General features: G+C 70.0%; 20 protein-coding genes. 17 read left to right on the top strand and 3 right to left on the bottom strand.

What is annotated here, in order from left to right:
* Positions 1-257: 257 nt before the first annotated feature.
* On the bottom strand, positions 258-674 hold the full coding sequence (locus tag KHC19_RS15975; protein WP_213353363.1) for an Ohr family peroxiredoxin: 417 nt from the start codon (positions 672-674) through the stop codon (positions 258-260).
* Between the two features lie 266 nt (positions 675-940).
* Here KHC19_RS15975 and KHC19_RS15970 point away from each other — a divergent pair, with 266 nt between their 5' ends.
* The 8 genes from KHC19_RS15970 (at position 941) to KHC19_RS15935 (ending at position 11,780) form a co-directional block, all read left to right on the top strand.
* Positions 941-1,837, top strand: coding sequence for a TIGR01459 family HAD-type hydrolase (locus tag KHC19_RS15970; protein ID WP_213353362.1), 897 nt, complete (start codon positions 941-943; stop codon positions 1,835-1,837).
* A 156-nt stretch (positions 1,838-1,993) separates the two neighbouring features.
* The gene (locus KHC19_RS15965; protein WP_213353361.1) at positions 1,994-2,953 is read left to right on the top strand and encodes a bifunctional riboflavin kinase/FAD synthetase; all 960 of its coding nucleotides are present in this window, start codon (positions 1,994-1,996) and stop codon (positions 2,951-2,953) included.
* 82 nt (positions 2,954-3,035) lie between these two features.
* The gene (gene ileS / locus KHC19_RS15960; RefSeq protein ID WP_213353360.1) at positions 3,036-6,098 is read left to right on the top strand and encodes an isoleucine--tRNA ligase; all 3,063 of its coding nucleotides are present in this window, start codon (positions 3,036-3,038) and stop codon (positions 6,096-6,098) included.
* The gene (gene lspA / locus KHC19_RS15955; protein ID WP_213353359.1) at positions 6,095-6,592 is read left to right on the top strand and encodes a signal peptidase II; all 498 of its coding nucleotides are present in this window, start codon (positions 6,095-6,097) and stop codon (positions 6,590-6,592) included. The genes ileS and lspA overlap by 4 nt, the downstream gene beginning before the upstream one ends.
* 72 nt (positions 6,593-6,664) lie before the next feature.
* Positions 6,665-7,363 (top strand): hypothetical protein, encoded by a 699-nt coding sequence (locus KHC19_RS15950; RefSeq protein ID WP_246548949.1) that lies wholly within the window; start codon positions 6,665-6,667, stop codon positions 7,361-7,363.
* Between the two features lie 292 nt (positions 7,364-7,655).
* On the top strand, positions 7,656-9,023 hold the full coding sequence (locus KHC19_RS15945; RefSeq protein WP_213353358.1) for a M16 family metallopeptidase: 1,368 nt from the start codon (positions 7,656-7,658) through the stop codon (positions 9,021-9,023).
* Positions 9,024-9,031: 8 nt separating this feature from the next.
* Positions 9,032-10,435, top strand: coding sequence for a M16 family metallopeptidase (locus KHC19_RS15940; RefSeq protein WP_213353357.1), 1,404 nt, complete (start codon positions 9,032-9,034; stop codon positions 10,433-10,435).
* 301 nt (positions 10,436-10,736) lie between these two features.
* A complete protein-coding gene (locus tag KHC19_RS15935; protein WP_213353356.1) occupies positions 10,737-11,780 on the top strand; it encodes a hypothetical protein in 1,044 nt (347 codons plus the stop codon).
* Between the two features lie 82 nt (positions 11,781-11,862).
* Here KHC19_RS15935 and KHC19_RS15930 read toward each other — a convergent pair whose 3' ends face one another.
* Positions 11,863-13,248, bottom strand: coding sequence for a DUF3422 family protein (locus tag KHC19_RS15930; RefSeq protein ID WP_213353355.1), 1,386 nt, complete (start codon positions 13,246-13,248; stop codon positions 11,863-11,865).
* Between the two features lie 234 nt (positions 13,249-13,482).
* Between KHC19_RS15930 and KHC19_RS15925 the strand changes: the two genes are divergently transcribed.
* The gene (locus KHC19_RS15925) at positions 13,483-14,229 is read left to right on the top strand and encodes an alpha/beta hydrolase family protein (protein WP_213353354.1); all 747 of its coding nucleotides are present in this window, start codon (positions 13,483-13,485) and stop codon (positions 14,227-14,229) included.
* Here KHC19_RS15925 and KHC19_RS15920 read toward each other — a convergent pair.
* The gene (locus KHC19_RS15920; RefSeq protein WP_213353353.1) at positions 14,222-14,629 is read right to left on the bottom strand and encodes a hypothetical protein; all 408 of its coding nucleotides are present in this window, start codon (positions 14,627-14,629) and stop codon (positions 14,222-14,224) included. The two genes, KHC19_RS15925 and KHC19_RS15920, sit on opposite strands and share 8 nt — an antisense overlap.
* Positions 14,630-14,901: 272 nt before the next feature.
* On the opposite strand from KHC19_RS15920, the gene KHC19_RS15915 reads away from it, so the two are divergent.
* The 8 genes from KHC19_RS15915 to KHC19_RS15880 all read left to right on the top strand — a co-directional run bounded on the left by KHC19_RS15915 (position 14,902) and on the right by KHC19_RS15880 (position 24,316).
* The gene (locus KHC19_RS15915; protein WP_378297073.1) at positions 14,902-16,383 is read left to right on the top strand and encodes an FAD-linked oxidase C-terminal domain-containing protein; all 1,482 of its coding nucleotides are present in this window, start codon (positions 14,902-14,904) and stop codon (positions 16,381-16,383) included.
* A 1-nt stretch (position 16,384) separates the two neighbouring features.
* The gene (locus KHC19_RS15910; RefSeq protein ID WP_213353351.1) at positions 16,385-17,803 is read left to right on the top strand and encodes an 8-oxoguanine deaminase; all 1,419 of its coding nucleotides are present in this window, start codon (positions 16,385-16,387) and stop codon (positions 17,801-17,803) included.
* Between the two features lie 7 nt (positions 17,804-17,810).
* Positions 17,811-19,055 carry an FAD-binding protein gene (locus tag KHC19_RS15905; protein ID WP_213353350.1) on the top strand — a complete coding sequence of 415 codons (1,245 nt, stop codon included), beginning with the start codon at positions 17,811-17,813 and terminating at the stop codon, positions 19,053-19,055.
* A 5-nt stretch (positions 19,056-19,060) separates the two neighbouring features.
* Positions 19,061-20,380, top strand: coding sequence for a glycolate oxidase subunit GlcF (gene glcF, locus KHC19_RS15900; RefSeq protein WP_213353349.1), 1,320 nt, complete (start codon positions 19,061-19,063; stop codon positions 20,378-20,380).
* Between the two features lie 200 nt (positions 20,381-20,580).
* Positions 20,581-20,934, top strand: a complete 354-nt coding sequence (locus KHC19_RS15895) for an antibiotic biosynthesis monooxygenase family protein (RefSeq protein ID WP_213353348.1) — start codon at positions 20,581-20,583, stop codon at positions 20,932-20,934.
* A 198-nt stretch (positions 20,935-21,132) separates the two neighbouring features.
* Complete coding sequence (locus KHC19_RS15890) at positions 21,133-21,801, top strand: FCD domain-containing protein (RefSeq protein WP_213353347.1); 669 nt, start codon at positions 21,133-21,135, stop codon at positions 21,799-21,801.
* Between the two features lie 34 nt (positions 21,802-21,835).
* Positions 21,836-23,266, top strand: coding sequence for an MmgE/PrpD family protein (locus KHC19_RS15885; protein WP_213353346.1), 1,431 nt, complete (start codon positions 21,836-21,838; stop codon positions 23,264-23,266).
* 63 nt (positions 23,267-23,329) lie between these two features.
* Positions 23,330-24,316, top strand: coding sequence for a tripartite tricarboxylate transporter substrate binding protein (locus tag KHC19_RS15880; RefSeq protein WP_213353345.1), 987 nt, complete (start codon positions 23,330-23,332; stop codon positions 24,314-24,316).
* The last annotated feature ends 108 nt before the right edge of the window (positions 24,317-24,424 follow it).

The raw sequence follows: 24,424 nt of genomic DNA, 5'->3' as shown, positions 1-24,424 counted from the left end.
TCGTGAAAGCCTCTTGCCTGCGGCATTGCCGGGGGTGTGACGGCCTCGCCTGCAGAGAGGCGGACGCTTCCTGCCCGGGCGGGGATCGCCACGCGGGGCTCTTGTCCGTGACCCGGTCTGCGGTTCGCGTCCCCGGTGCTCGCGCCGTCCGGCCCGCGCTCCCGGGAACGGTGACGCCGCTGGGACGGGGCGGCGGATGGGTCGGGGCCGTCGAGTGCCGGCCCGGCGCGAGCCGGGCCGACCCGTCCGCTACAGCGTCATTCCACCGCCAGCTCGACGGGGATGTTGCCGCGCGTCGCCTTGGAATAGGGGCACATCTGGTGCGCCGCCTCGATCACCTCCTGCGCCTGCTCCCTGGTCAGCGCCGGCGCCTTGAGGGTGAGCTTCACCGCCAGGCTGAAGCCGGTGTCGCTCTTCTGCAGCGAGGCGGCCACCGTTACCGAGGCGTCGGAGACGTCGAGCTTCTTCTGCGCGCCGACCGCCTCCACCGCCGAGCCGAAGCAGGCAGCGTAGCCGGTGGCGAAGAGGTGTTCCGGCGTGGTCTTGCCGGGTTCCAGCACCCCGTTCTTCGGCATGCCCAGATCAACGGAAACCGAGCCGTCGCTGGTGGCGGAGTGGCCGTGGCGGCCGCCCTTGGCGGTGGCGGTGCCGGTGAAGAGCGTGGTCGCGGTCATGGGGAGCTCCTTGCGCTTTCGGGTTCGCCGATCATCGACGGGTGCGATGAAGATAGGGCGACGGTACCGGCCGGCAACGCCCGGCCCGGCGTTCCGGCCTCGCGGGGCGTGCGAAGCCGCAAAGCCGCGGCACCGCGCGCGGCGGACCGGGGCGGGAGGCTGCCATGCCGCCGCCGGCCTTGTGCCGGGGCGGCCGGCATGGCACTTGCTGCCCCGTCCCGCCGTCCGTTTCGCCCCTTCAACGATCCGCCGAGGCCGTTTCGCCCATGTCGTCCCCCTCCACGCCGCCCCGGCCCGCCGCGCCGATTCCCGTCCTGCCCTTCGCCGAGCTGGCGCCGCGCTACGACGTGATCCTGTGCGACGTCTGGGGCGTGCTGCACAACGGCGCCGTCGGCTTCGCGGCGGCGGCGGCGGCGCTGGAGCGGGCGCGTGGCAACGGCCTGACGGTGATCCTCGTCTCCAACGCCCCGCGGCCGAGCGGCGATGTCGCCACCATCCTCGACCGCTTCGACATTCCCCGCAGCGCCTATGACGCCATCGTCACCTCCGGCAACGTCACTACTGGCCTGCTGCGCGAGCGCGGCGTCGGCCGGATCTGGCATCTCGGGCCGGAGCGCGACCTCGGCATCTACAAGGAGGCCGGTGTCGAGCTCACCGGGATGGAGGCGTCGGAGCTGGTGGTCTGCACCGGGCTGTTCGACGACACCACCGAGACGCCGGAGACCTATCGCGACACGCTGGCGGCGATGAAGGCGCGCGGGCTCACCATGATCTGCGCCAATCCCGACATCGTGGTGGAGCGCGGCGGCGAGCTGGTCTGGTGCGCCGGCGCGCTCGCCGAGGCCTATGAGGCGATCGGCGGCACGGCGGTGTGGTGCGGCAAGCCGCACCGGCCGATCTACGAGGCGGCCTTCGCCAAGGCCGCCGAACTGCGCGGCGCGCCGGTGGAGCCGGCCCGTTTCCTCGCCATCGGCGACGCGCTGCGCACCGATCTCGCCGGTGCGCTCGGCGTGGGCATCGATTGCCTGTTCATCGCCGGCGGCATCCATGCCGGCGAGCTGGGGCTGGAGCGCTCGGGCACCATCGATCCGCAGGCCCTTGCCCGGCTGATCGCCGACGGTCCCGGCCTGCCGGTCGCCGCGGCGCCGCAGCTCGTCTGGTAGGCCGAGCAAGGCGCAGCCTGTCGAGCCGATAGCTTATTCGTATCGGCCGGCCGGTTTCCCGGGACGCGGAAAGCGGCTAGGGATGGCCCCGGATCGTCGCGCCGGCCGCCGTCGCCGCCGCCCGATCCGCCCGGCAGGTTTCGACGGTGTCGCCCGATGAGTGCTTCCCCCGCCCCCCGTCCCTTCACCGTGCTGCGCGGCGGCGATGCCGTGCCGGCCGCGCTCGCCCGCCCGGTGGTGGCGATCGGCAATTTCGACGGCGTGCATCGTGGCCATCGCGCGGTGATCGGCGAGGCGGTGCGCCGCGCCCACGCCGCCGGCAAGCCGGCGCTGGCGCTGACCTTCGAGCCGCACCCGCGCGCCTATTTCCGCCCCAACGAGCCGATGTTCCGCCTGACCCCGGAGCCGATGAAACTCGGCCTGCTCGCCTCCACCGGCCTCGACGGCGCGGCGGTGCTGGCCTTCGACGCGCTGCTGGCGGCGAAAGACGCCGAGAGCTTCGTCACCGACATCCTCGTCGAATGGCTGGGCGTCGATTGCGTGGTGGCGGGCTTCGACTTCCACTTCGGCCGTGCGCGCGGCGGCTCGCCGGCCTTCCTGCGCGAGGCGGGGGCGCGCCACGGCTTTGCGGTGGAGATCGTGCCGCCGCTGCTCGACGACGGCGCGCAGATCTCCTCCAGCGCCATCCGTGCGGCGCTGGCGCAGGGCCGGGTGGAGCAGGCGGCGCACATGCTGGGGGCGCCCTTCGCCGTCGAGGCCGAGGTGATCCATGGCGACAAGCGCGGGCGCGAGCTCGGCTACCCCACCGCCAATATGCGGCTCGACCCGACCATCGAGCTCGCCCACGGCATTTACGCGGTGACGGTGGAGATCGACGGGGTGGAGCGGCCGGCGGTGGCGAGCTTCGGCCGCCGCCCGACCTTCGACGACGGCGCGCCGCGGCTGGAGACCTTCGTCTTCGACTGGTCCGGCGATCTGTATGGCCGCAAGCTCAAGGTGGCCTTCCATGCCTATCTGCGGCCCGAGCTCAAATTCGCCGGCATCGAGCCGCTGATCGCCCAGATGGACGAGGACAGCCGCCGCGCCCGCGCCATACTGGGCGCCGGCGCCGGCTGAGGCGCTGCCGAGGCCGCTTGCAAACCCTTGCACCGCCTCGCCGCTGCGCTTACACCGTGCGCGACAGCGTGAGGAGCCGGCGATGACGAACCGAAACAGCGATGGACGCGAGCCGAAGACGCCCGACACCGAGGGTGGCGAGGCGCACGACTACTCCTCGACGCTGTTCCTGCCGCAGACCGACTTCCCGATGCGCGCCGGCCTGCCGCAGCGCGAGCCGGAATTCCTCGCCCGCTGGGAGGAGATCGGCCTCTATCGCCGCCAGCGCGAGGCCGGTGCCGGCAAGCCGCGCTTCGTGCTGCATGACGGCCCGCCCTATGCCAATGGCAACATCCATATCGGCCACGCGCTCAACAAGATCCTCAAGGACGTGGTGGTGCGCTCGCAGGGCGCGCTCGGCCACGATTCCAACTATGTGCCGGGCTGGGACTGCCACGGCCTGCCGATCGAGTGGAAGATCGAGGAGCAGTACCGCGCCAAGGGCCGCAACAAGGACGAGGTGCCGGTCGTCGAGTTCCGCCAGGAATGCCGTGCCTTCGCGCAGGGCTGGATCGACGTGCAGCGCGCCGAGTTCAAGCGGCTCGGCGTCGGCGGCGACTGGGACCATCCCTATGTCACGATGAGCTTCGACGCCGAGGCGCAGATCGCCCGCGAGATCATGAAGTTCGCGGCGAACGGCCTGCTCTATCGCGGCTCCAAGCCGGTGATGTGGTCGGTGGTGGAGCGCACCGCGCTCGCCGAGGCGGAGGTCGAGTATCACGACCACCAGTCGACGACGATCTATGTGAAGTTCCCGGTCACCGGCTATCGCAAGAGCGCCGCCACCGCCGGCGGCCTGCCCAAGGGGCTCGCCCCGGCCGACAAGGCCGACGACATCCACCTGTTCCCCTCCTATGAGGGCGCCTCGGTGGTGATCTGGACCACCACGCCCTGGACCATCCCCGGCAACCGCGCCATCGCCTTCTCGCCGGATGTCACCTATGCCGTCTACGAGGTGACCGAGGCGCCGGCCGACAATTGGGCCAAGGTGGGCGAGCACTTCATCCTCGCCGACAAGCTGGCGGCCGAGGTGTTCAAGGCCGCCCGCGTCACCGGCTTCGAGCGGCATGCGGCCGTGGACCCGACCCACCTCGTCTGCGCGCATCCGCTCGCCGGCGTCGAGGGGGTGAAGGACTATTTCGACTTCCCCGTGCCGGTGGTGGCCGGCGACTTCGTCACCGACGACACCGGCACCGGCTTCGTGCACATCGCGCCCGGCCACGGCGCCGACGACTTCAACCTCTATGTCGCCGAGCGCCTCGGCGAGGTGCCGCACACCGTCGGCCCGGACGGGCGCTATTACGAGCATGTGCCGCTGTTCGCCGGCCATCGGGTGATGGACGACAAGGGCAAGGACGGCGACGCCAACGACACCGTCATCAAGGCTCTCGCCGCCGCCGACAAGCTGCTCGCCCGCGGCCGGCTGAAGCACCAGTACCCGCATTCGTGGCGCTCCAAGGCGCCGGTGATCTTCCGCAACACGCCGCAATGGTTCATCGCGATGGACAAGGACATCGCGGCGGCGGACGGCTCCTCCACCGCCGGCGACACGCTGCGCGCGCGGGCGCTGGACGGCATTGCCGGCGTCGACTGGGTGCCCGCCTCCGGCGAGAACCGCATCAACGGCATGATCGAGAACCGCCCGGACTGGGTGGTGTCGCGCCAGCGCGCCTGGGGCGTGCCGATCGCCGTGTTCGTGAAGGACAAGGGCGACGGCACCGTCGAGATCCTGCGCGACGACAGGGTGAATGCCCGCATCGCCGAGGCCTTCGCCCGCGAGGGAGCCGACGCCTGGTACAAGGACGGCGCCACGCAGCGCTTCCTCGGCACCGACTACAGCGCCAATGAATGGCACAAGGTCGACGACATCCTCGACGTCTGGTTCGATTCGGGCTCCACCCACGCCTTCACGCTGGAGGTGCGCGAGGACCTGAAGGTCGATCGCGCCTTCAATGGCGGGCCGGACCGGGTGATGTATCTCGAAGGCTCGGACCAGCATCGCGGCTGGTTCCACTCCTCGCTGCTGGAGAGTTGCGGCACCCGCGCGCGGCCGCCCTATGACGTGGTGCTGACCCACGGCTTCGTGCTCGACGAGCAGGGCCGCAAGATGTCGAAGTCGATTGGCAACGTGGTCGCGCCGCAGGAGGTGATCAAGTCGTCCGGCGCCGACATCCTGCGCCTGTGGGTGTGCGCCTCCGACTATTCCGACGATCTGCGCATCGGCCCGGAGATCCTCAAGACCACGGTCGAGACCTATCGCAAGCTGCGCAACACGCTGCGCTGGCTGCTCGGCTCGCTGCACCACTACCGCGAGAGCGAGCGGGTCGCCTTCGCCGACATGCCGGCGCTGGAGCGCATGGTGCTGCACCGGCTCGCCGAGCTCGACAAGCAGATGCGCGAGGCCTATGCGGCGTTCGACTTCAAGCGGGTCAACGCGCTGCTGACCCAGTTCATGACCGCCGAGCTCTCGGCCTTCTATTTCGACGTGCGCAAGGACGCACTCTATTGCGACCCGATCTCCTCGGTGACTCGCCGCGCCTGCCTGACCGTGCTCGACGAGGTGTTCCGGCGCCTCGTCATCTGGCTGGCGCCGATCCTGCCCTTCACGGCGGAGGAGACCTGGCTGGCGCGGTTCCCCTCGCCGGACGGCTCGGTGCATCTGGAGACCTTCCCCGACACGCCGACCAAGTGGCGCGACGAGACGCTTGCCGACGAGTGGCGCAAGATCCGCCTGGTGCGCCGCGTGGTGCTGGGCGCGCTGGAGGTGGAGCGCGCCAACAAGCGCATCGGCTCCTCGCTGGAGGCCGCCCCGGTGATCCATGTGTCGGACCCCAACCTGTTCGCGGCGGTGAGCGCGGTCGACCTCGCCGAGGTGTGCATCACCTCCGACGCGCATCTGATGCCGGATGAGGGGCCGAAGGACGCCTTCCGCCTCGAGGACGTGCCGGGCGTGGCGGTGGTGCCGGCGAAGGCGGAAGGGCGCAAATGCGCCCGTTCCTGGAAGATCTCGCCGCTGGTGGGCACCGACCCGGACTATCCCGACGTCACCCCGCGCGACGCCCAGGCGCTGCGCGAGCGCGCCACCGCCCGGCGGGCCGCCGAATGAGGCTGCGCCTCTCCGGCCCGCTTACCGGCCTCGGCGCGCTCTATGCGCTCGGCGCGCTGGTCGTCGACCAGGCGTCGAAGCTCGCGGTGCTGCACGGCGTCGATTTCGGCGACGACGGCAAGGTGACGGTGCTGCCGTTCCTCGACCTGGTGCGGGCCTGGAACACCGGCATCAGCTACGGCATGTTCGCCGGCGGCGCCGATGGCTGGTGGCTGCTGGGTGGGCTGAAGCTGGTCGCGGCGGTGTTCTTCTGGTTCTGGCTGGCCGCCACCGAGCGGCGGCCGGAGGCGATCGCCCTCGGTCTGCTGATCGGCGGCGCACTGGGCAACGCCATCGACCGCGTCGCCTATGGCGCGGTGTTCGACTTCGTGTCGCTGCACGCCTTCGGCTTCTACTGGTACGTCTTCAACCTGTCGGACGTGGCGATTGTTGCCGGCGTGGCGCTGCTTTTGTATGACTCGTTCATCGGCGGTGCCGTAAAATCGCCGTCCTGAGATGAACACTGCGGACGAGCCCTGCGTGCCGGCCCTCGAGCGGCCGCGCGGGATCGGCAGGAGACGACCCTTATGACGACTTCGCCCATGACGATATCGACCCGTGCCCCGCGCGCGCTGAACCTTGCCCTTGCCGCGGCGTTCTCGTCGGGCCTGATGGCGCTGGCCCTCGTCAGTGCCGTCCCCGCCGCCGCCCAGGAAGACAATTTCACCGAGCAGATGCTCACCACGCTGGGGCTGGTGCCGCCGCCCGGCCCGGACATCGACTATCGCGAGCGGGCGCCCCTCGTCGTGCCGCCCTCGGGCGACACGCTGCCGCCGCCGCGCGATTCCGCCGCCATCACCCAGAATCCCGCCTGGCCGAAGGACTACGACGCCGAGCGCAAGAAGAAGGAAGAGGCGGCGGCCAAGAAGACCAAGGTCTTCGTCAACGACAACGCCCAGACCCGCGCCCTCGGCCCGGCCGAGATGGCCAGCACCCGCACCGGCGTCGCCTCCGATCACCAGGCGCAGGGCCGCAACGCCTCGGCGCGCGAGGACTGGCTGAAGCCGAAGGGCTACGGCCTGTTCAGCTTCGGTCCGAAGCAGGAAGAGAAGCCGACGGTGTTTGCCGGCGAGCCGGAACGCCAGTCGCTCACCGAGCCGCCGCCGGGCTTCCAGACGCCGGCGCCGGGCGCCGCCTACGGGGTGGTGGCCGACCGGCCGGAGGACAAGGCCTGGAACCCGCTGAGCTGGTTCGACCAGACCCAGCGCAACAAGGACCGCAACTGAGCGGATCTGCGAAGGCCGGCCGACAGGCCGGCCTTTTCCCGTTTCCGGGGGTGCGTTCACGCGGGATTGACCCCGCCGCCGGTCCGTTTGCTGCGGTTCCGGCCCATCCTTACGCCGATTTAATCAGCCGGAGCATGTTCTTGTCGCCGAACTCGTGCGACGTTCGCGGAACGTGCTCGGGGCACGCCCGGCACCAGGCCGGCCGCCGTCATTCCCCTCTACCGGGGGTGCGGACAGGGCGTTGCGTGCCCATATGACCCAACCGGATGCCGTTATGTCGACTGGAAAGCTGATGCCCGCTCTGTTGCTTGCCGCCGCCACCGGCGCGGCCGCCCTCGCCGCTCCCCGCCCCTCGGAGGCCGCCGAGGTGGCGCAATACACGCTCGACAACGGCATGCAGGTGGTGGTGGTGCCCGACCATCGCGCCCCCGTCGTCACCCACATGGTGTGGTACCGCGTCGGCTCGGCCGACGAGCAGCCGGGCAAGTCCGGCATCGCGCATTTTCTCGAGCACCTGATGTTCAAGGGCACCGCCAGCCATCCGGCCGGCGAGTTCTCGCAGGTGGTCTCGCAGATCGGCGGCCAGGAGAACGCCTTCACCTCCACAGACTACACCGCCTATTTCCAGCGCGTCGCCAAGGAGCACCTGAAGACGGTGATGGGCTTCGAGGCCGACCGCATGACCGGCCTGGTGCTGACCGACGAGGTGGTGCTGCCCGAGCGCGACGTGGTGCTGGAAGAGCGCCGTATGCGCACCGACAACGATCCGGGCGCGCAGCTCTCGGAAGCCGCGCAGGCGGCGATGTACACCAACCATCCCTATGGCCACCCGATCATCGGCTGGGAAGACGAGATCAAGCAGCTCAACCGCGAGGACGCGCTGGCCTTCTACAAGCGCTTCTACACGCCGAACAACGCCATATTGGTGGTGGCCGGCGACGTGGAGCCGGAGGCGGTGAAGGCGCTGGCGGAAGAGACCTACGGCAAGGTCGCGCGTCGCGCCGAGACCGCCGAGCGGGTGCGTCCGAAGGAGCCGACCCCGCGCGCCGAGCGCCGGCTGGTGCTGGCGGATGCCCGCGTCGGCCAGCCGAGCCTGTCGCGCGCCTATCTGGTGCCGGCCTATCGCAACGAGAAGAAGGACAGCGTGGCGCTCGACGTGCTGGCGCAGGTCCTCGGCGGCGGCTCCACCGCCCGGCTCTATCGCGAACTCGTGGTGGCGCAGGGCCTCGCGGCCGGCGCCGGCGCCTGGTACCAGTCGACGTCGCTCGACGACACCCGTTTCGGCGTCTCCGCCACTCCGCGCCCGGACGTGGCGATGGACAAGCTGGAGGCGGCGATGGACGCGGTGATCGCCAAGCTGGCCGCCGACGGGCCGGAAGCCGCCGAGCTGGAGCGCGCCAAGACCCGCCTCGTCGCCGAAGCGATCTACGCCCAGGACAACCAGGCGACGCTGGCGCGCATCTACGGCGCCGCGCTCGCCACCGGCACCACCGTCGACGACGTCAAGAACTGGCCGGACGAGGTGAAGCAGGTGACCGCCGAGGACGTGAAGGACGTCGCCCGGCGTTATCTCGTTCCCTCGCGGGCGGTGACCAGCCAGCTGCTGCCGGCCCGCGGCGAAGCGGCGGCCGCGCCGGCGACGCCGGACAAGCGCTCGTGAGCCTCCTCATGAGCACCCGTCACCAGGACCGGGGCACGGCCGTCTCGCCCGCGCCCGCCCGTAAACTCCTCGCCGCAGGCCTCATTGCCATGACCGCCCTCGTCTCCCTCGCCCCGACCTCGCCCGCCCAGTCCGAGACCACCCGCATCCAGCGCGTGGTCAGCCCGGGCGGCATCGAGGCCTGGCTGGTGCACGACACCACCCTGCCGCTGGTGGCGATGGAAGTGGCGTTCCTCGGCGGCGGCGCCCAGGACCCGGCCGACAAGCCGGGCGTCGCCAGCCTCGCCGCCTCGCTGCTCGACGAGGGTGCCGGCGATCTCGACGCCCGCGCCTTCCAGGACAAGATGGCGGAGAAGGCGATCGAGCTGCGCTTCGACGCCTCGCGCGACATGGTCGGCGGCTCGCTGCGCACCCTGTCGGAGAATGTCGGACCCGCCTTCGAGCTGATGAAGCTCGCCGTCGCCTCCCCGCGCTTCGACGACGAGGCGGTGGAGCGCATCCGCCAGGGCCAGCTCGCCAATCTGCGCCGGCGCGTCAACGACCCCTCGACGCAGGCGAGCCTTGCCTGGTCGGCGAAGGCCTTCCCCAACCATCCCTATGGACGCCCGCTCGCCGGTTCGCTGGAGAGCGTGCCGACGATCACCCGCGGGGACCTCGCCGCCTTCGCGAAGAAGACGCTGGCGCGGGACAATCTCAAGATCGCCGTGGTCGGCGACATCGCCCCGGAGAAGCTCGGCCCGGCGCTCGACGAGATGTTCGGCGCCCTGCCCGCCAAGGCGGAACTGACGCCGGTGCCCGACGTGACGCCGCAGGGCCTCGGCACGGTGGAGGTGAAGACGCTCGACGTGCCGCAGACCTCGATGGTGTTCGGCGGCATCGGGCTGAAGCGCAACGACCCGGACTTCATCCCCGCCTTCGTGCTCAACCACATGCTGGGCGGCTCGGCCTTCTCCTCGCGGCTGTTCAAGGAAGTGCGCGAGAAGCGCGGCCTCGCCTATTCGGTCTACAGCCATCTCGCGCCGCTCGACCATGCCGGGCTGATCCTCGGCGGCACCGCCACCAAGAACGAGCGCGCCGGCGAGACGGTGGACCTGATCCGCGCCGAATACCTCAAGCTGCTGACCGAGGGGCCGAGCGAGGAGGAGCTCGCCGATGCCAAGAGCTATCTCATCGGCTCCTTCGCGCTGCGCTTCGATTCGTCGGCCAAGGTCGCCTCGCAGCTGCTGCAGATCCAGATCGACGATCTCGGCATCGACTATATCGACCGGCGCAACGAGCTGGTCGCGGCGGTGACGCTGGACGACATCAAGCGGGTCGCCGGGCGGTTCCGCGAGAATCCGGCGCTGCTGTTCAGCCTGGTGGGCAAGCCGGAAGGGCTCGCCGGCGCCGGCAATGGCAGCTCCGGCGGCTGATCCGGCGAGGTGCGGGCCGGCAAGTGCCGGCTCGCCTGTTCCCCCCGGCGGCCATGCTTTGCTATAAGAACCGCCTCTCTGGAGCCCCGCCGATCGCGCCTTGTCGCGTGATCGGTGGAAAAGTGCTCTGAATTCAATGAACTGGGGCATGTTCTCGCCGCAAAGGCCGTTCAGCCTTTGCCGGACATGCGTTCAGGGGATCGGCCGTCGACGCGTATGAGCGCAGGGCTAACGCCGCAAGGGCGTGGTTTCCTGCGTCGGGGATGAGCGTCGCGTGCCGCGAGGACAGGGGAACGTGCCTATGCGTGAAGGCGTTTTCGGCGTCAGGGGAATCGCGGGTTCGCTGCGCCGCTTCATCATGGTGCCGGCTCTCGGGCTATCGCTTGCCGGTTGTGCCGGCGGTTTCGGCGGCGGCGGCAATGAAGGGCCCATGGGAGCCGGCAATGCCGACGGCCAGGGCGGCTTCGGCTCGACCATGGAGACCACCACCGTCGCCCCGACGTCGGGCTCTTCCTCCGGGCCGACCGCGGTGGGCCGCGCCGCGCCGGCCGCGCCGGCGCTGCCGGCCCCGGTGACCGCCGCCAGCGGCACCGGCGGGACCCAGACCGTGGTCGCCGGTGGCGCCGGCGGCGGTGCCAACTCCACCGCCGGCGTCGATCCGAGCGACTATACCTGCCCGGGCGTGCAGGTGCGCGGCGGCGCCGCCTCCTGGCAGGTGACCGACGGTGCCGAAGGCGGCGTGCGCTACCAGGCCAATCTCGGCACCTTCTCGCGCGAATGCCATTTTGCCCGCCCGGACATGACCATGCGCGTCGGCATCCAGGGCCGGGTGCTGCTCGGCGCCAAGGGCGGCCCGGGCAAGGTGACGGTGCCGATCCGCCTCGCCGTCGTGGAGGAAGGCCCGACGCCGAAGCCGGTCTGGACCAAGCTCTATGCGGTGCCGGTGGAAATCGGCCAGGGCGTGATGCAGGTCGATTTCGGCCTCGTCGCCGACGATGTGTCGTTCCCCCTGCCGTCGCCGGCCACTCTCGAGCGCTACGTCGTCTATGTCGGCTTCGATTCGCAGGCCGGTGCCGCCGAGGCGCGGCGGACCACACGGCCGCGGCCGGCGGCGCAATCCCGTCCTGCCCAGCCGCGCCCGGCCGCTGCCGCCGCGCCCGCGGCCGCGGCTCCCGCCCCCGTGACGCCTGCCCGCACGACCCCGGCCCCCGCCGCCGCCGCGCCGGCGACCACCGCCCCAGCCGCTGCGCCCGCACCGGCACCGGCGGCCTCCTCGGGCGCGTCGAGCGGCGGAACGCAGTGGATCGGCGCGCCGGCACCCTCGACGGGCGGCTTCTCGCAATAGACTGGCGGCCCGGCTGCTCGGTTTTCCGACATTCTGAAGCCCGTCGTCCCGAAAGAGGCGGCGGGCTTCGGCTTTCCGGGCGCTAGCCCTCGTCGAAATGGCCGCGGCGGATGCGTCGCACCACCATCCAGATCGCCAGCACCACGAAGGGAACGGCGAGCGCGGTGGCGATGCCGACGTCGTAGTGCAGGCCGGCATGCTCGGCGGCGGCGTGCAGCCCCTCCAGCGCGTAGTGCAGCAGGCTGATCACGTAATAGGAGATCGCCGCCACCGACAGGCCCTCGACGGTCTGCTGCAGGCGCAGCTGCATGCGGGCGCGCTTGTTCATCGAGGAGAGCAGGTCGCGGTTCTGCTGCTCAAGCTCGACGTCGACGCGGGTGCGCAGGAGGTTGGCGGCGCTGGTGAGCTTGAGCGAGAGGTTGGCCTGGCGCTGCTCGGTGGTCTGGCAGGTGCGCATCGCCGGCAACAGCCGGCGGGCGAGGAATTGCTGCCAGGTCGGGAAGCCGGCGATGGGCCGCTCGCCGATGGTGCGCAGCCGCAGGCCGACGATCTCGTCATAGGCGCGGCTGGCGCCGAAGCGGAACAGCGAGGCGGCGGCGTCCGCCTCCACCTCGGCGGCGAGCGAGGTGAGCTCGTCCAGCAGCTTGTGGTTGGCGGCCAGCCCCTCGGTGTTCTTCATCTCGGTGGTGAGGGCGCGCAGCCGCTCCTCGATGCGGGCGATCGAGGGAGTGATGCGCATCGCCTCCGGCAGGCCGAGCAAGGCGAGGGTGCGGTAGGTCTCGACCTCCAGCACCCGCTGGATGAGCGCGCCGGCGGCGTCCGGCGTCATGCCGCGGTCGCGCACCAGGATGCGCACGAAGCCGGAGACGTCGGGCTGGAAATCGGTGGCGATCTCGGCGAAGCCGTCCTCGACATCGGAGCGGGCGAGGCTCGATCGGTCGAACAGCCGGTCCAGCGGCAGCGAATCGGCGGTGTCGGTGGTCAGGTGCAGATCGACCGCCACCAGGAGCAGGCCGGGTTGTGGCAGCTGCGCCAGCGATGCCATCAGGCTCGCCGAGGACGGATGGAAAGGCAGGCCGCCCGCGATGATGTCCTCGGCCGGCAGTTCCCAGGTGTAGGTGGTGAATTCGGCGTGGCGCTCCCAGCGTACATTCACCCCGCCAAAGGCGGCGTGATGCTGCTTGGCCTGCCGTGACGGCGCCGGCTGGCCGCGGGCGGTGCACAGGGCGGCGAAGGCGTCGCGGTCGGCGGACGCCTCCTCCCGATTGACCAGAAAGGCGAGATGCAGCAATCGCGCCGGCGTCGCGACCGGCACGAAGGGGCGGGCATGCAGCTCGGCGAGAACCCCGGCACGCAGCGGATGGTCGCGGAACGGGCTGAGCGCGGGAGGCGGTCCGTTCGGTGCGGGTTGCGGCGCAGGCGCCGGGATGCCGGGCCGGGAGGCACCGGGCACGGGGACATCGGACATGACGGGCTCCCTCAAGCGCCGTGGAACTTTACGCCGAGCGCAGCGGTTGCACGGTGGCGGCGGCAAGGCAAGGCCGATGCGAGGCGGCAGCGTGCGAAACCGCGTCGCGCCGGGCGATCTTGTGGCGCATTTGCATTAACGGCCGGGCAATATCGTTACGGTTAAAAATTCGATTGCATTGCCGATTGCGGCGGATGCATGAAAGTTGCTTCGGATGGCTTGGGAAATTCGATCATGACGTTGCTTGCGCGTATCTGGGGTCTGTGCGTCGTCCTTGTCCTCGCTCTCGCAATGTCGTCACCGGCGGATGCCCAGACCGCCGGAAAGCCGCGCGTCTATCTGCTGCGTGGGCTCGCCAACATCTTCTCGCTCGGCATGGACGATCTCGCCGCCAAGCTGAACGCGCGCGGCATCAAGGCCACCGTGCATTCCTATGCCGATTGGCAGGCGGTGTCGGCCGCCGCGGTGGCCGAGGCCAAGGCCGGCAAGCGCCGCCCCTCGACGGTGGTCATCATCGGCCATTCGCTGGGCGCCGACGCGGCGGTCTATATGGGCAACAGGGTGACCGGCGAGGGCGTGCCGGTGCCGCTGGTGGTGACGTTCGACCCGGTGACGCCGACCACCGCCTCGGCCGCGATCGGCAAGGTGGTGAATTATTACGTGGCGTCGGGATCCGGCAAGCCGGTGGCCGGGCCCAAGGTGCAGAACATCAACATGGCCAGCGATTCCAAGGTCGGCCATTTCAACATCGACAAGCTCGCCGCGCTGCACGAGAAGGTCATCGCCATGATCGACCGGCCGGCGCCGCGTCCGCGCCGCCCCCGGCCGGCAGCGACGGTTCCGCCCGTCGCCACCCCTGCCGCTCCGGCGACGCCTTCAGCCGCGCCGGCGGCGGCTGCCGTCCCGGCCGGTGCCGCCCCCTCGTCGGGCTCGGCCACCGAGACCGCCGCGGTGCCGGCGGCTGCCCGCGCGCCTAATTGAAATCGACCGAAACCACCTTGAAGGTGTGCATCTCGCCGTCCTCGTCGCGCAGCGAGACATATTCGCCCGGCGCGAAGGCGTGGTCGCCGAAGCGATAGCCCGCCTCGTCGTCCTCGACATCTCCCTGGTCGTAATCGAACACCCAGGTGGCGCCATGCGCGCCCCCGGCGCGGTGCACCAGCCGGCCGTCCTCCGGCCGCTCGCTGCCCCAGAAGCGGTGCACGGTGCAGGCGTCCCGAACGGCATGCCAGGCGGCGAGGTCGATATGGCCGGTCGCATCGAGCGGGGCGACGAACTCATAACCGTGCCGCGCGCTGCCCTGCGGGAACTCCTTCGATCGGGCGAGATGCAGGCGGATGCGCTTCAGAGCGGCGGTATCGGCGGGCGCGTGGACGGTCATCGGACGCTTCTCCTGTCGCGGCATGCACGGGCATGCTCCCTTCTTGCCTCCAAAAAAGTGATCACCGCCGCGATCCGGCGCAAGACCGGCCGCCGGCGGGCGCGCCGAATTGATCGGGCTCGACCAACAGATGAGAGGCGTTGGTCTAGATTTTTTACCAGAGGCGGTGCATTGGTTCTCTAGAACGGGTCGAATGACCGAACGGGAGGACCGCCATGTCGCAGCAGAGCGCGGAGGCGCATGCGCCGGGTGAGGTGGGGCATGCGCTGGTCATGCCGGAGCCCAAGCGCGACGTGCTGGCGCGCCGCGCCGCGATCATCGCCGACCTCAGGGCCATCGTGCCGGGCGAGGGGGTAATCGACAGCACCATCGAGATGCGCCCCTATGAGAGCGACGGGCTGACCGCCTACCGGCAGCTGCCGCTCGCCGTGGTGCTGCCGTCCGACACCGCGCAGGTGTCGAAGGTGCTGGCCTATTGCCACGCCAACGGCGTCCGCGTGGTGCCGCGCGGGGCGGGCACCTCGCTCTCCGGCGGCGCGCTGCCGCTGGAGGACGCGATCCTGCTCGGCATGGGCAAGTTCAACCGCATCCTCGACATCGACTTCGACAACCGCACCGTCACCGCCCAGCCCGGCGTGACCAATCTCGGCATCACCAATGCGGTGGTGCATGAGGGCTTCTACTACGCGCCCGACCCTTCCTCGCAGATCGCCTGCACCATCGGCGGCAATGTGGCGGAGAATTCCGGCGGCGTGCACTGCCTGAAATACGGCCTCACCACCAACAACGTCATGGGTGTCGAGATGGTGCTGATCACCGGCGAGGTGATCCGGCTCGGCGGCCAACATCTCGATTCCGGCGGGCTCGACCTGCTCGGCCTCATCGTCGGCTCGGAGGGGCTGCTCGGCGTGGTCACGGAAGTCACCGTGCGCATCCTCAAGAAGCCGGAGACCGCGCGGGCGGTGCTGGTCGGCTTTCCCTCCTCCGAGGCGGCCGGCGAATGCGTGGCGGCGATCATCGCCGCCGGCATCATTCCCGGCGGCATGGAGATGATGGACAAGCTCGCCATCGAGGCGGCCGAGGCCTTCGTGAAGGTCGGCTACCCGCTCGATGTCGAGGCATTGCTGATCGTTGAGCTCGACGGGCCGGAAGCCGAGGTGAACCACCTGATCGAGCGGGTGTCGCAGATCGCCTCCGGGCTCGGCTGCATGACGCTGCGCGCCTCCACCAGCGAGGAGGAGCGCATGGCGTTCTGGGCCGGGCGCAAGGCGGCGTTCCCGGCGGTGGGGCGCATCTCGCCGGACTATTACTGCATGGACGGCACCATTCCGAGGAAGGCGCTGCCGCGCGTGCTCGCCGGCATGATCGAGATGTCGGAAAAATACGGGCTCGCCTGCGCCAACGTGTTTCACGCCGGCGATGGCAATCTGCATCCGCTGATCCTCTACGATGCCAACAAGCCGGGCGAACTGGAGCGCGCCGAGGCGTTTGGCCGCGACATCCTGCTGCTTTGCGTCGAGGTCGGTGGCGTGCTCACCGGCGAGCACGGGGTGGGCGTCGAGAAGCGCGACCTGATGGGCTCGATGTTCGACGAGACCGACCTCGCGCACCAGCAGCGGCTGAAATGCGCCTTCGATGCCGACGGGCTGCTCAACCCCGGCAAGATGTTCCCGCAGTTGCATCGCTGCGCCGAGCTCGGGCGCATGCATATCAGTGGCGGCAAGCTGCCCTTCCCGGACATTCCGCGGTTCTGAGATGGCGACGCTGCTCGCGAAGAACGCCACGGTGCTGGTCACCATGGACGGCGCCCGCCGGGAGATCCCCGGCGGCGGCCTGTTCGCGCGCGACGGCATGATCGAGGCGGTGGGGCCGGCCGAGGTGCTGCCGGCCACCGCCGACCGGGTGATCGACCTTTCCGGCCATGTGGTGCTGCCGGGGCTGGTGAACTGCCACCACCATCTCGACCAGACGCTGACCCGCAACCTGCCGGCGGCGCAGAACACCAATCTGTTCCGCTGGCTGAAGGCGCATTACCGGATCTGGGGCGCCCGCACGCCGGAAGCCTCGCGCACCGCCACGCTGGTCGGCCTCGCCGAGTTGGCACTGTCCGGCTGCACCACCGCCTTCGACCACGCCTATGTGTTCCGCAATGGCTGCAAGGTCGACGACCAGATCTTTGCGGCCCGCGAGAGCGGGATGCGCTTCATGGTCTCGCGCGGCTCGATGTCGCTCGGCGAAAGCCGTGGCGGCCTGCCGCCGGACGACTGCGTGGAGGACGAGGACGACATCCTCGCCGACTCGGAGCGGGTGATCGGCGCCTGGCATGACGCCGCGCCGGGTGCGATGCTGCAGATCGCGCTGGCGCCGTGCTCGCCCTTCTCGGTGACGCCGGAGCTGATGCGCGACAGCGCGGCGCTGGCCCGTCGCCACAAGATACGCCTCCACACCCACCTCGCCGAGACCATCGACGAGGAGCGCTACACGCTGGAGCGCTTCGGCAAGCGGCCGGTCGCCTATATGGAGGAACTCGGCTGGCTGGGCGACGATGTCTGGTTCGCCCATGCGGTGCATGTGAACGCCCATGAGATCGGCTGTTTTGCCGGCACCGGAGTCGGCGTGTGCCATTGCCCGTCCTCGAATATGCGCCTCGCTTCCGGCATCGCCCCAGTGAAGGCCTATCGGCGCGCCGGTGTGAAGGTCGGGCTCGGCGTCGACGGCTCGGCCTCGAACGACGGCAACCACATGCTCGGCGAGGCGCGGCAGGCGATGCTGCTGGCGCGGCTGCAGATCAGCCTGCGCCCGCCGGAAGGGCCGGATACCGCGCTCTCCACCTCCGATCCCTCGCGCGATCCCGAATGGACGACCGCGCGCGAGGCGCTGGAGCTCGCCACGCTGGGCGGTGCGGCGGTGCTGGGGCGCGACGATATCGGCGCGCTCCAGCCCGGCAAATGCGCCGACTTCACCGCCTTCCGCCTCGACGACCTCGCCTTTGCCGGCGGGCTCGCCGACCCCGTCGCCGCCTGCCTGTTCACCGGTCCTCACCGTGCCAACTGGACCGTGGTGCATGGCAAGCCGGTGGTGGAGCGCGGCGAGATCGTCACTTTCGACCTGCCGGCGGTGATCGCCGAGCACAACCGGCATGCGGCGCGCCTCGCCGCGCTGCATTTCGAGTGAACGCGCCATGACCGACGCCGCCCCCGTCATCGACCGCCTGCGTCCCCGCGATGAAGCCGAGGTCGTCGAGACCGTCCGCTGGGCGGTTTCCGATGGCCGTACGCTCGATGTCGCCGGTACCGGCACCAAGCGGGCGCTCGGCCGCCACATCCAGACCGACGCCACGCTCGACCTGTCGGCGCTGACCGGGGTGACGCTCTACGAGCCGGCGGAGCTGGTGTTGAGCGCCCGGGCGGGCACGCCGGTCGCCGAGATCGAGGCGCTGCTCGCGGCCTCCAGCCAGATGATGGCGTTCGAGCCGATGGATTACGGCCCGCTGCTTGGCCGTCCGAGAGGCGAGGGCACGCTGGGCGGGTTGATGGCGACCAATCTCGCCGGCCCGCGCCGCCCTTTCGCCGGCGCCGCCCGCGACCATGCGCTCGGCGTGCGCGCCGTTTCCGGCCGCGGCGAGGCCTTCAAGGCCGGCGGCCGGGTGGTGAAGAACGTCACCGGTTACGACCTGCCGCGCGGCCTGTCCGGCAGCTACGGTACGCTGGCCGCCTTCACCGAGCTGACCATCAAGGTGCTGCCGCGCCCGGAGACGCTGGAGACGCTGCTGATCTACGGTCTCGACGACGCCACGGCGGCGAAGGCGATGAGCGCGGCGGTCGGCTCCTATTACGACGTGTCCGGCGCCGCGCATGTGCCCTTCGCCCTTGCCGGGCGCATCCCGGCGCTGGCGCTGGCCGGCACCTCGGTGACGGCGCTGCGGCTGGAGGGCGTGCCGCCCTCGATCCGCCATCGCCGCGAGAAGCTGGAAGGGCTGCTCGGCGGCTTCGGCGGGCTCGGCCATCTGGAGGCGGAGGCCTCGGCGGCCTTGTGGGCGGCGCTGCGCGATGTCGAGCCCTTCGCCGGCGATCTCGCCCGCGCGGTGTGGCGGGTCTCCACCGCGCCGATGGCCGCCGCCGCCATCGGCGCGACGGTCGTGCAGGCGGGCGGTGCCTGCTTCTATGACTGGGCCGGCGGCCTGATCTGGATCGAGATGCCCGACGCCGATCCGCGCGCCGAGCTGGTGCGCGGCGCGGTCGCCAAAGCGGGCGGCCAGAAATCGGGCGGCCACGCGACGCTGGTCCGCGCCGATGCCGCCGCCCGCGCGGCGCTCGACGTGTTCCAGCCGCTCGATCCCGTCACTGGGGCGCTGGTGAAGCGGATGAAGGACGGTTTCGACCCGAGCCGGGTGCTGAGCCCCGGCCGCATGTATGCGGGAGTGTGAGGACCATGCAGACCCATTTCTCGCTCGCCCAGCTCGCCGATCCGCAGGTCGCTCGTTCCGAACAGATTCTTCGCGCGTGCGTCCATTGCGGTTTCTGCACCGCCACCTGCCCGACCTACACGCTGCTCGGCGACGAACTCGATTCACCGCGCGGGCGCATCTACCTGATCAAGGACATGCTGGAGAACGACCGGCCGGCCACCGCCGAGGTCGCCAAGCATGTCGACCGCTGCCTCTCCTGCCTGTCCTGCATGACCACCTGCCCGTCCGGGGTGCACTACATGCACCTCGTCGACCATGCCCGCGATCATATCGAGAAGACCTACAAGCGCCCCTTCCTCGACCGCACGCTGCGCGCGGTGCTGGCGAAAGTGCTGCCGAGCCGGTCGCTGTTCCGCCTGTCACTGGCCGGCGCCATGCTGGCGCGTCCCTTTGCCGGGATGATCGGCCAGGTCCCCGGCCTCGCCCCGGTCGCCGCCATGCTGAAGCTGGCGCCGGCCCGTCCTGCCACCCGCTCGGCGAGCGAGACTGTCCGCAAGTTCCCGGCGCTCGGCGCCCGCCGCGCCCGCGTGGCGCTGCTCGACGGCTGCGCCCAGCCGGTGCTGCGGCCGGAGATCGACGAGGCGACGATCCGCCTGCTCACCCGCATGGGGGTGGAGGTGGTACGCCCGGTCGGCGGCGGCTGCTGCGGCTCGCTCACCCATCACATGGGCAAGGAGGAGCCGGCGCTCGCCAATGCCCGCGCCAATGTCGACGCCTGGTGGCGGGAGATTGAGGGCGAGGGGCTCGACGCCATCCTCGTCACCACGTCGGGCTGCGGCACCACCATCAAGGATTACGGCCACATGCTGCGCCTGGAGCCCGCCTATGCCGAGAAGGCGGCGAAGGTCTCCGCGCTGGCCAAGGACATCAGCGAATTTCTGGTCGAGCGCGAGCTGCCGGCACCGGTGATCGAGGCGGGGATGCGCGTCGCCTATCACTCCGCCTGCTCGCTGCAGCACGGGCAGAAGGTGAAGACGGCGCCGAAGGAATTGCTGGCCCGCGCCGGCTTCACCGTGCTGGAGCCGGCCGAGGGGCATCTGTGCTGCGGCTCGGCCGGCACCTACAATATCCTCCAGCCGGAGATCGCCGGCCGGCTGCGCGACCGCAAGGTGGCGAATATCGAGCGCACGCAGCCGCAGGTGATCGCCGCCGGCAATATTGGCTGCCTCACCCAGATCGGCGGCGGCACCGCCATCCTCGCCGTGCATACGGTTGAGCTGCTGGACTGGGCGACCGGTGGCCCGAGCCCGTTGCCGGACACCTTCGCCGTCGCGGCGGAGTGAGGCGGGGCGGGGAGAGTCTTCTTGACGTCCGACCCCTCAGACGCCCTCATCCTGAGGTGCCCGGCCGCAGGCCGGGCCTCGAAGGATGGGGGTCTCGCGCGCCCGGATGAGCATCCTTCGAGGCTCGCCGGCGCTCGCGCCTCGGGATGAGGGTGCTATAGGCCGCGACGGAATTCGAAACGTCTGTTCGGGAGCACGCCATGATTGCCGTCATCTTCGAGGTTTGGCCGGCGGAAGGCCAACGCCAGCACTATCTCGAGCTGGCCGCCGCCTTGAAGGCGGATCTCGAAGGGCGCGACGGCTTCATCTCGGTGGAGCGCTTCGAAAGCCTCACCGAGCCCGGCAAGCTGCTGTCGCTTTCCATCTGGCGCGACGAGGAGGCCGTGCGCGCCTGGCGTTGCCTGCCCTCGCATCGAGCCGCGCAGGGCAAGGGACGCGGCGGGGTGTTCCGCGACTACCGGCTGCGGGTGGCGGGCATCCTGCGCGACTACGGCATGGATGAACGCGCGCAGGTGCCGGACGACAGCCGGGCGGCGCATCCGCCGGCGCCCTGATCCGCTCAGACCCGATTTCCCCTTCCATGACGTCGGCGGAAAGCCGGCGGCAGGCGCTTGCGTGCGTCACCGTTCCCGTCGCCGCCCACGGCTGGCGGTCGCACGACGATATCCTCGCCGTGAAATTGAAAATTGTAGGACAATCTTCAATTGACATGAGGGCAATTCCTCTGTCAGATGCCGATAACGGAGGGGCGCATGCCGACGCCAGAGATCGAACTGCTGAAATCCCGTTCCCTGCCGATGCTGATCGAGGAGGAGATCCAGCGGGTGATCCTGAGCGGCCAGTACGCGCCCGGCGACCGCATCAACGAGAAGGAGCTGACGCTGCGCTTCGGCACCAGCCGGGGGCCGATCCGCGAGGCGCTTCGTTCGCTGGAATCGAGCGGCCTGATCGAGCAGATCCCCAACCGGGGAGTGTTCGTGCGCAAGCTCACGCCGGAGCAGGCGGCGCAGATCTATGATGTGCGGGCGTTCCTGTTTGCGCTTGCCGGACGCTTGCTGGCGATGCGCGCCAGCGAGCAGGAGATCGCCACGCTGCGCGGCTTCGTCGCCGCCATGGACGAGGCGATCGCCGCCGACGACACCGATCGCTATCTGCGCGAGAATTTCGCGCTGCATGAATTCATCGTCGCCCACGCCGCCAATCCGGTGCTCGCCGGGCAATATCTGTCGCTGATCAAGCAGCTGCAGCTCTACCGCGCGCGCAATCTGGCGCTCGTCGATTCCATGCAGGTCTCCAATCGCGAGCACCACGAAATGGTCGAGGCGATCGCCGCCCGCGACCCCGACCGCGCCCAGGCCGCCCATATGGCGCATGTGATGTCGGCGAAGCGGCGGCTGGCGGCGAATGCCGGCCTTTCCTGAAATTTCATCGCCTTATCCATCGCAGGAGTTGTTCATGAGCGCTGCCGACGTCACGAGCCAGGCGCTGCGGTTCGTCGAGACGACCCGCTATGCGGACCTTCCCGAGGAGGCGCTGCGCATCGGCCGTCGCTGCATCGTCGACGCCGTGGGCCTCTATCTCGCCGGCAGCCGGGAGCCGTCAGTGCGGATCCTGGCCGAGGATGCGCTGGATCAGGGCGGGCGCGCCGACGCGCCATTGCCGGCGGCCGGGCGCCGCCGCGTTCCCGCGGCGCTGGCCGCCCGCGTCTGGGGAACCGCCGGCCATGCCCATGACTGGGACGACACCCAGGTCTCGCACGATCCGGCGCATGTCTACGGCCTCTTGACCCACCCCACCATCCCGCCGCTGACCGCGGCGCTGATCGTCGCCGACATGCTCGGCCAGCGCGACGGGCGGGAGGTGATGCTCGCCTTCCAGCTCGGCTTCGAGGTGGAGTGCAAGATCTCCGAGTGGATGCTGCCCCGCCACTACCGGCGCGGCCACCATTCCAGCGGCACGGTGGGCACCTTCGGCGCCTGCGTCGCCGCCGCCAGGCTGCTCGGCCTCACCGGCCCGCGCCTCGCCCATGCCTTCGGCATCGCCGCCAGCCTCGCCGCCGGCATCCGGGTGAATTTCGGCACCATGACCAAGCCGCTGCATGTCGGGCGCGCCTGCGAGAACGGCGTCACCGCGGCGCTGCTGGCTGCCCGCGGCTTCGATGCCGACCCGGCCGCTCTCGATGGCCCCTGGGGCTTCTTCTCGGTGATGGGCGAGGGCTTCGACGCCGGCAAGGCGGCGCAGGGCTTCGGCGCCCCGCTGACCATCGTGAGCCCCGGCGTGTCGATCAAGCCCTATCCGTCGGGCATCCTCACTCACCAGTCGATGGACGCCATGCTGAAGCTGGTGCTCGACCACGACCTCAAGCCCGAAGAGGTGGAACGCATCCGCTTCTTCGCCGGCAAGAACATCATCGAGCCGATCCGCTATCCGATCGCCCGCAACCATCTGCAGGCGAAGTTCTCCATGCCGGCGCTGCTGTCGATGATCGTGCTGCGCCGCCGCGCCAGCCACCACGAGTTCGAGGACGCCTTCGTCGCCGGCCCGGCCATGCAGGATCTGCAGGGGCACACCGACGTCATCAACGACCCGGAGATCGACGCGCGCGGCTACGACCTGATCCGCTCGCGCATCGAGGTCGAGACGCGGGACGGCCGCACGCTGGTGGAATGGGCGGACGAGCGCTATCGCGGCGGGCCGCTCAACCCGATCAGCGATGCCGATCTCGATGGCAAGTTCCGCATGTGCGCCGAGGGCGTGCTGCACGCTTCCGCGCAGGAGGATGTGCTGGCGCTGGCGCGCGGGCTCGACACCGGCGCCGACCTTTCGCGGCTGATGGCCCTGCTTTCCGCCACCGATGCCGGCGAGGTGCGGGCGGTGGCGGAATAGCGATCCGCGCGACGACCGGCGAGCAACCCGAAGAGGTGCCGCCTTTCACTGGGAGGAACGAGCATGAACTTCAAGGCCGATCTGACCCGCAGGACGGGTCTGGCGCTTCTCCTTGCCGGTGCGCTGGCGGGGAGCGGTCTCCTGGCCGGCAGGGCGGCAGCCGAGCCGGCGCCGTATCCGGTCAAGGTGGTGACGCTGGTCACCCATTCCAGCCCCGGCGGCGGCTCCGACGTGTTCCTGCGCGAGCTGTCGAAATATCTCGGCAAATATATCGACGCCACCTTCGTCGTCGAGAACGTGCAGGGCGGCAGCGGCGCCAAGGCGGTGGCGCGCGTCGCCGGCGCACCGGCGGATGGCAGCGTGTTCTACGCCACCACGCCGACCTACATCTACACCTCGCTGCTGTCGAAGCCGCCCAAGACCTACAAGGACCTGGAGCCGCTGGCGAACATCTTCGCCGACAGCGAGGTGGTGTTCACCCGTGCGGACGGCCCCTACAAGACGCTGCAGGACGTGGTCGACAAGGCGAAGAAGGAGCGCGGCAAGTGGGGGGCGGCGAACCCGGCCTCGCTGGAGCGCCAGGCCGCCGAGCAGCTCAAGCGCGCCGCCGGCGTCAACGCCGCCATCGTCACCCATGAGGGCGGCGGCGACATGATGCTGAACGTGCTCAACGGCACGCTCGACATCGGCGTCGGCGAGTTTCAGGAACTGCGGTCGCAGATCGAGGCCGGCAAGATCCGCGTGCTCGCCACCTTCAACCCCGAGCGCTTGCCGGAGAAGCCGGACGTGCCGACGGTGAAGGAAGCCGGCTACGACGTCCAGCTGGTGAAGTTCCGCGGCCTCGCCGGCCCGAAGGGCCTGCCGGACGCGGTGACCAAGACGTGGGACGCGGCGATCCAGAAGGTGCTGCAGGATCCCGACTACAGGAAGGAATACACCGAGGAGGTGCTGGTGGCGAAGTTCATCGACCACAAGGACTATCCCGCCTTCGTGAATTCCTTCGCCACCACCACCGAAGCCTTCCTGAAGGAGACCGGCGCCATCAAGTAGCGCCGGCTCCCGCCACCACCGGCGCGGCGCGCGCCGGCCGGATCACCCTGCGCGATGCATGGTCGCGACGCATGGCCGGAGGCGGCCGCGCCGCGGCTTCGGGAAAGG

The organism is Ancylobacter oerskovii (assembly GCF_018390555.1).
GTDB classification, from domain to species: Bacteria; Pseudomonadota; Alphaproteobacteria; order Rhizobiales; family Xanthobacteraceae; genus Ancylobacter; species Ancylobacter oerskovii.
Note: the sequence above shows the minus strand (reverse complement) of the source record. Positions and strands in the feature narration are given on the sequence as shown.

Excerpts from the sequence above, each read along its gene's own strand:
- KHC19_RS15975 (WP_213353363.1), bottom strand. The coding sequence starts at position 674 with ATGACCGCGACCACGCTCTTCACCGGCACCGCCACCGCCAAGGGCGGC.
- KHC19_RS15970 (WP_213353362.1), top strand. The coding sequence starts at position 941 with ATGTCGTCCCCCTCCACGCCGCCCCGGCCCGCCGCGCCGATTCCCGTC.
- KHC19_RS15965 (WP_213353361.1), top strand. The coding sequence starts at position 1,994 with ATGAGTGCTTCCCCCGCCCCCCGTCCCTTCACCGTGCTGCGCGGCGGC.
- ileS (WP_213353360.1), top strand. The coding sequence starts at position 3,036 with ATGACGAACCGAAACAGCGATGGACGCGAGCCGAAGACGCCCGACACC.
- lspA (WP_213353359.1), top strand. The coding sequence starts at position 6,095 with ATGAGGCTGCGCCTCTCCGGCCCGCTTACCGGCCTCGGCGCGCTCTAT.
- KHC19_RS15950 (WP_246548949.1), top strand. The coding sequence starts at position 6,665 with ATGACGACTTCGCCCATGACGATATCGACCCGTGCCCCGCGCGCGCTG.
- KHC19_RS15945 (WP_213353358.1), top strand. The coding sequence starts at position 7,656 with ATGCCCGCTCTGTTGCTTGCCGCCGCCACCGGCGCGGCCGCCCTCGCC.
- KHC19_RS15940 (WP_213353357.1), top strand. The coding sequence starts at position 9,032 with ATGAGCACCCGTCACCAGGACCGGGGCACGGCCGTCTCGCCCGCGCCC.
- KHC19_RS15935 (WP_213353356.1), top strand. The coding sequence starts at position 10,737 with ATGCGTGAAGGCGTTTTCGGCGTCAGGGGAATCGCGGGTTCGCTGCGC.
- KHC19_RS15930 (WP_213353355.1), bottom strand. The coding sequence starts at position 13,248 with ATGTCCGATGTCCCCGTGCCCGGTGCCTCCCGGCCCGGCATCCCGGCG.
- KHC19_RS15925 (WP_213353354.1), top strand. The coding sequence starts at position 13,483 with ATGACGTTGCTTGCGCGTATCTGGGGTCTGTGCGTCGTCCTTGTCCTC.
- KHC19_RS15920 (WP_213353353.1), bottom strand. The coding sequence starts at position 14,629 with ATGACCGTCCACGCGCCCGCCGATACCGCCGCTCTGAAGCGCATCCGC.
- KHC19_RS15915 (WP_378297073.1), top strand. The coding sequence starts at position 14,902 with ATGCCGGAGCCCAAGCGCGACGTGCTGGCGCGCCGCGCCGCGATCATC.
- KHC19_RS15910 (WP_213353351.1), top strand. The coding sequence starts at position 16,385 with ATGGCGACGCTGCTCGCGAAGAACGCCACGGTGCTGGTCACCATGGAC.
- KHC19_RS15905 (WP_213353350.1), top strand. The coding sequence starts at position 17,811 with ATGACCGACGCCGCCCCCGTCATCGACCGCCTGCGTCCCCGCGATGAA.
- glcF (WP_213353349.1), top strand. The coding sequence starts at position 19,061 with ATGCAGACCCATTTCTCGCTCGCCCAGCTCGCCGATCCGCAGGTCGCT.
- KHC19_RS15895 (WP_213353348.1), top strand. The coding sequence starts at position 20,581 with ATGATTGCCGTCATCTTCGAGGTTTGGCCGGCGGAAGGCCAACGCCAG.
- KHC19_RS15890 (WP_213353347.1), top strand. The coding sequence starts at position 21,133 with ATGCCGACGCCAGAGATCGAACTGCTGAAATCCCGTTCCCTGCCGATG.
- KHC19_RS15885 (WP_213353346.1), top strand. The coding sequence starts at position 21,836 with ATGAGCGCTGCCGACGTCACGAGCCAGGCGCTGCGGTTCGTCGAGACG.
- KHC19_RS15880 (WP_213353345.1), top strand. The coding sequence starts at position 23,330 with ATGAACTTCAAGGCCGATCTGACCCGCAGGACGGGTCTGGCGCTTCTC.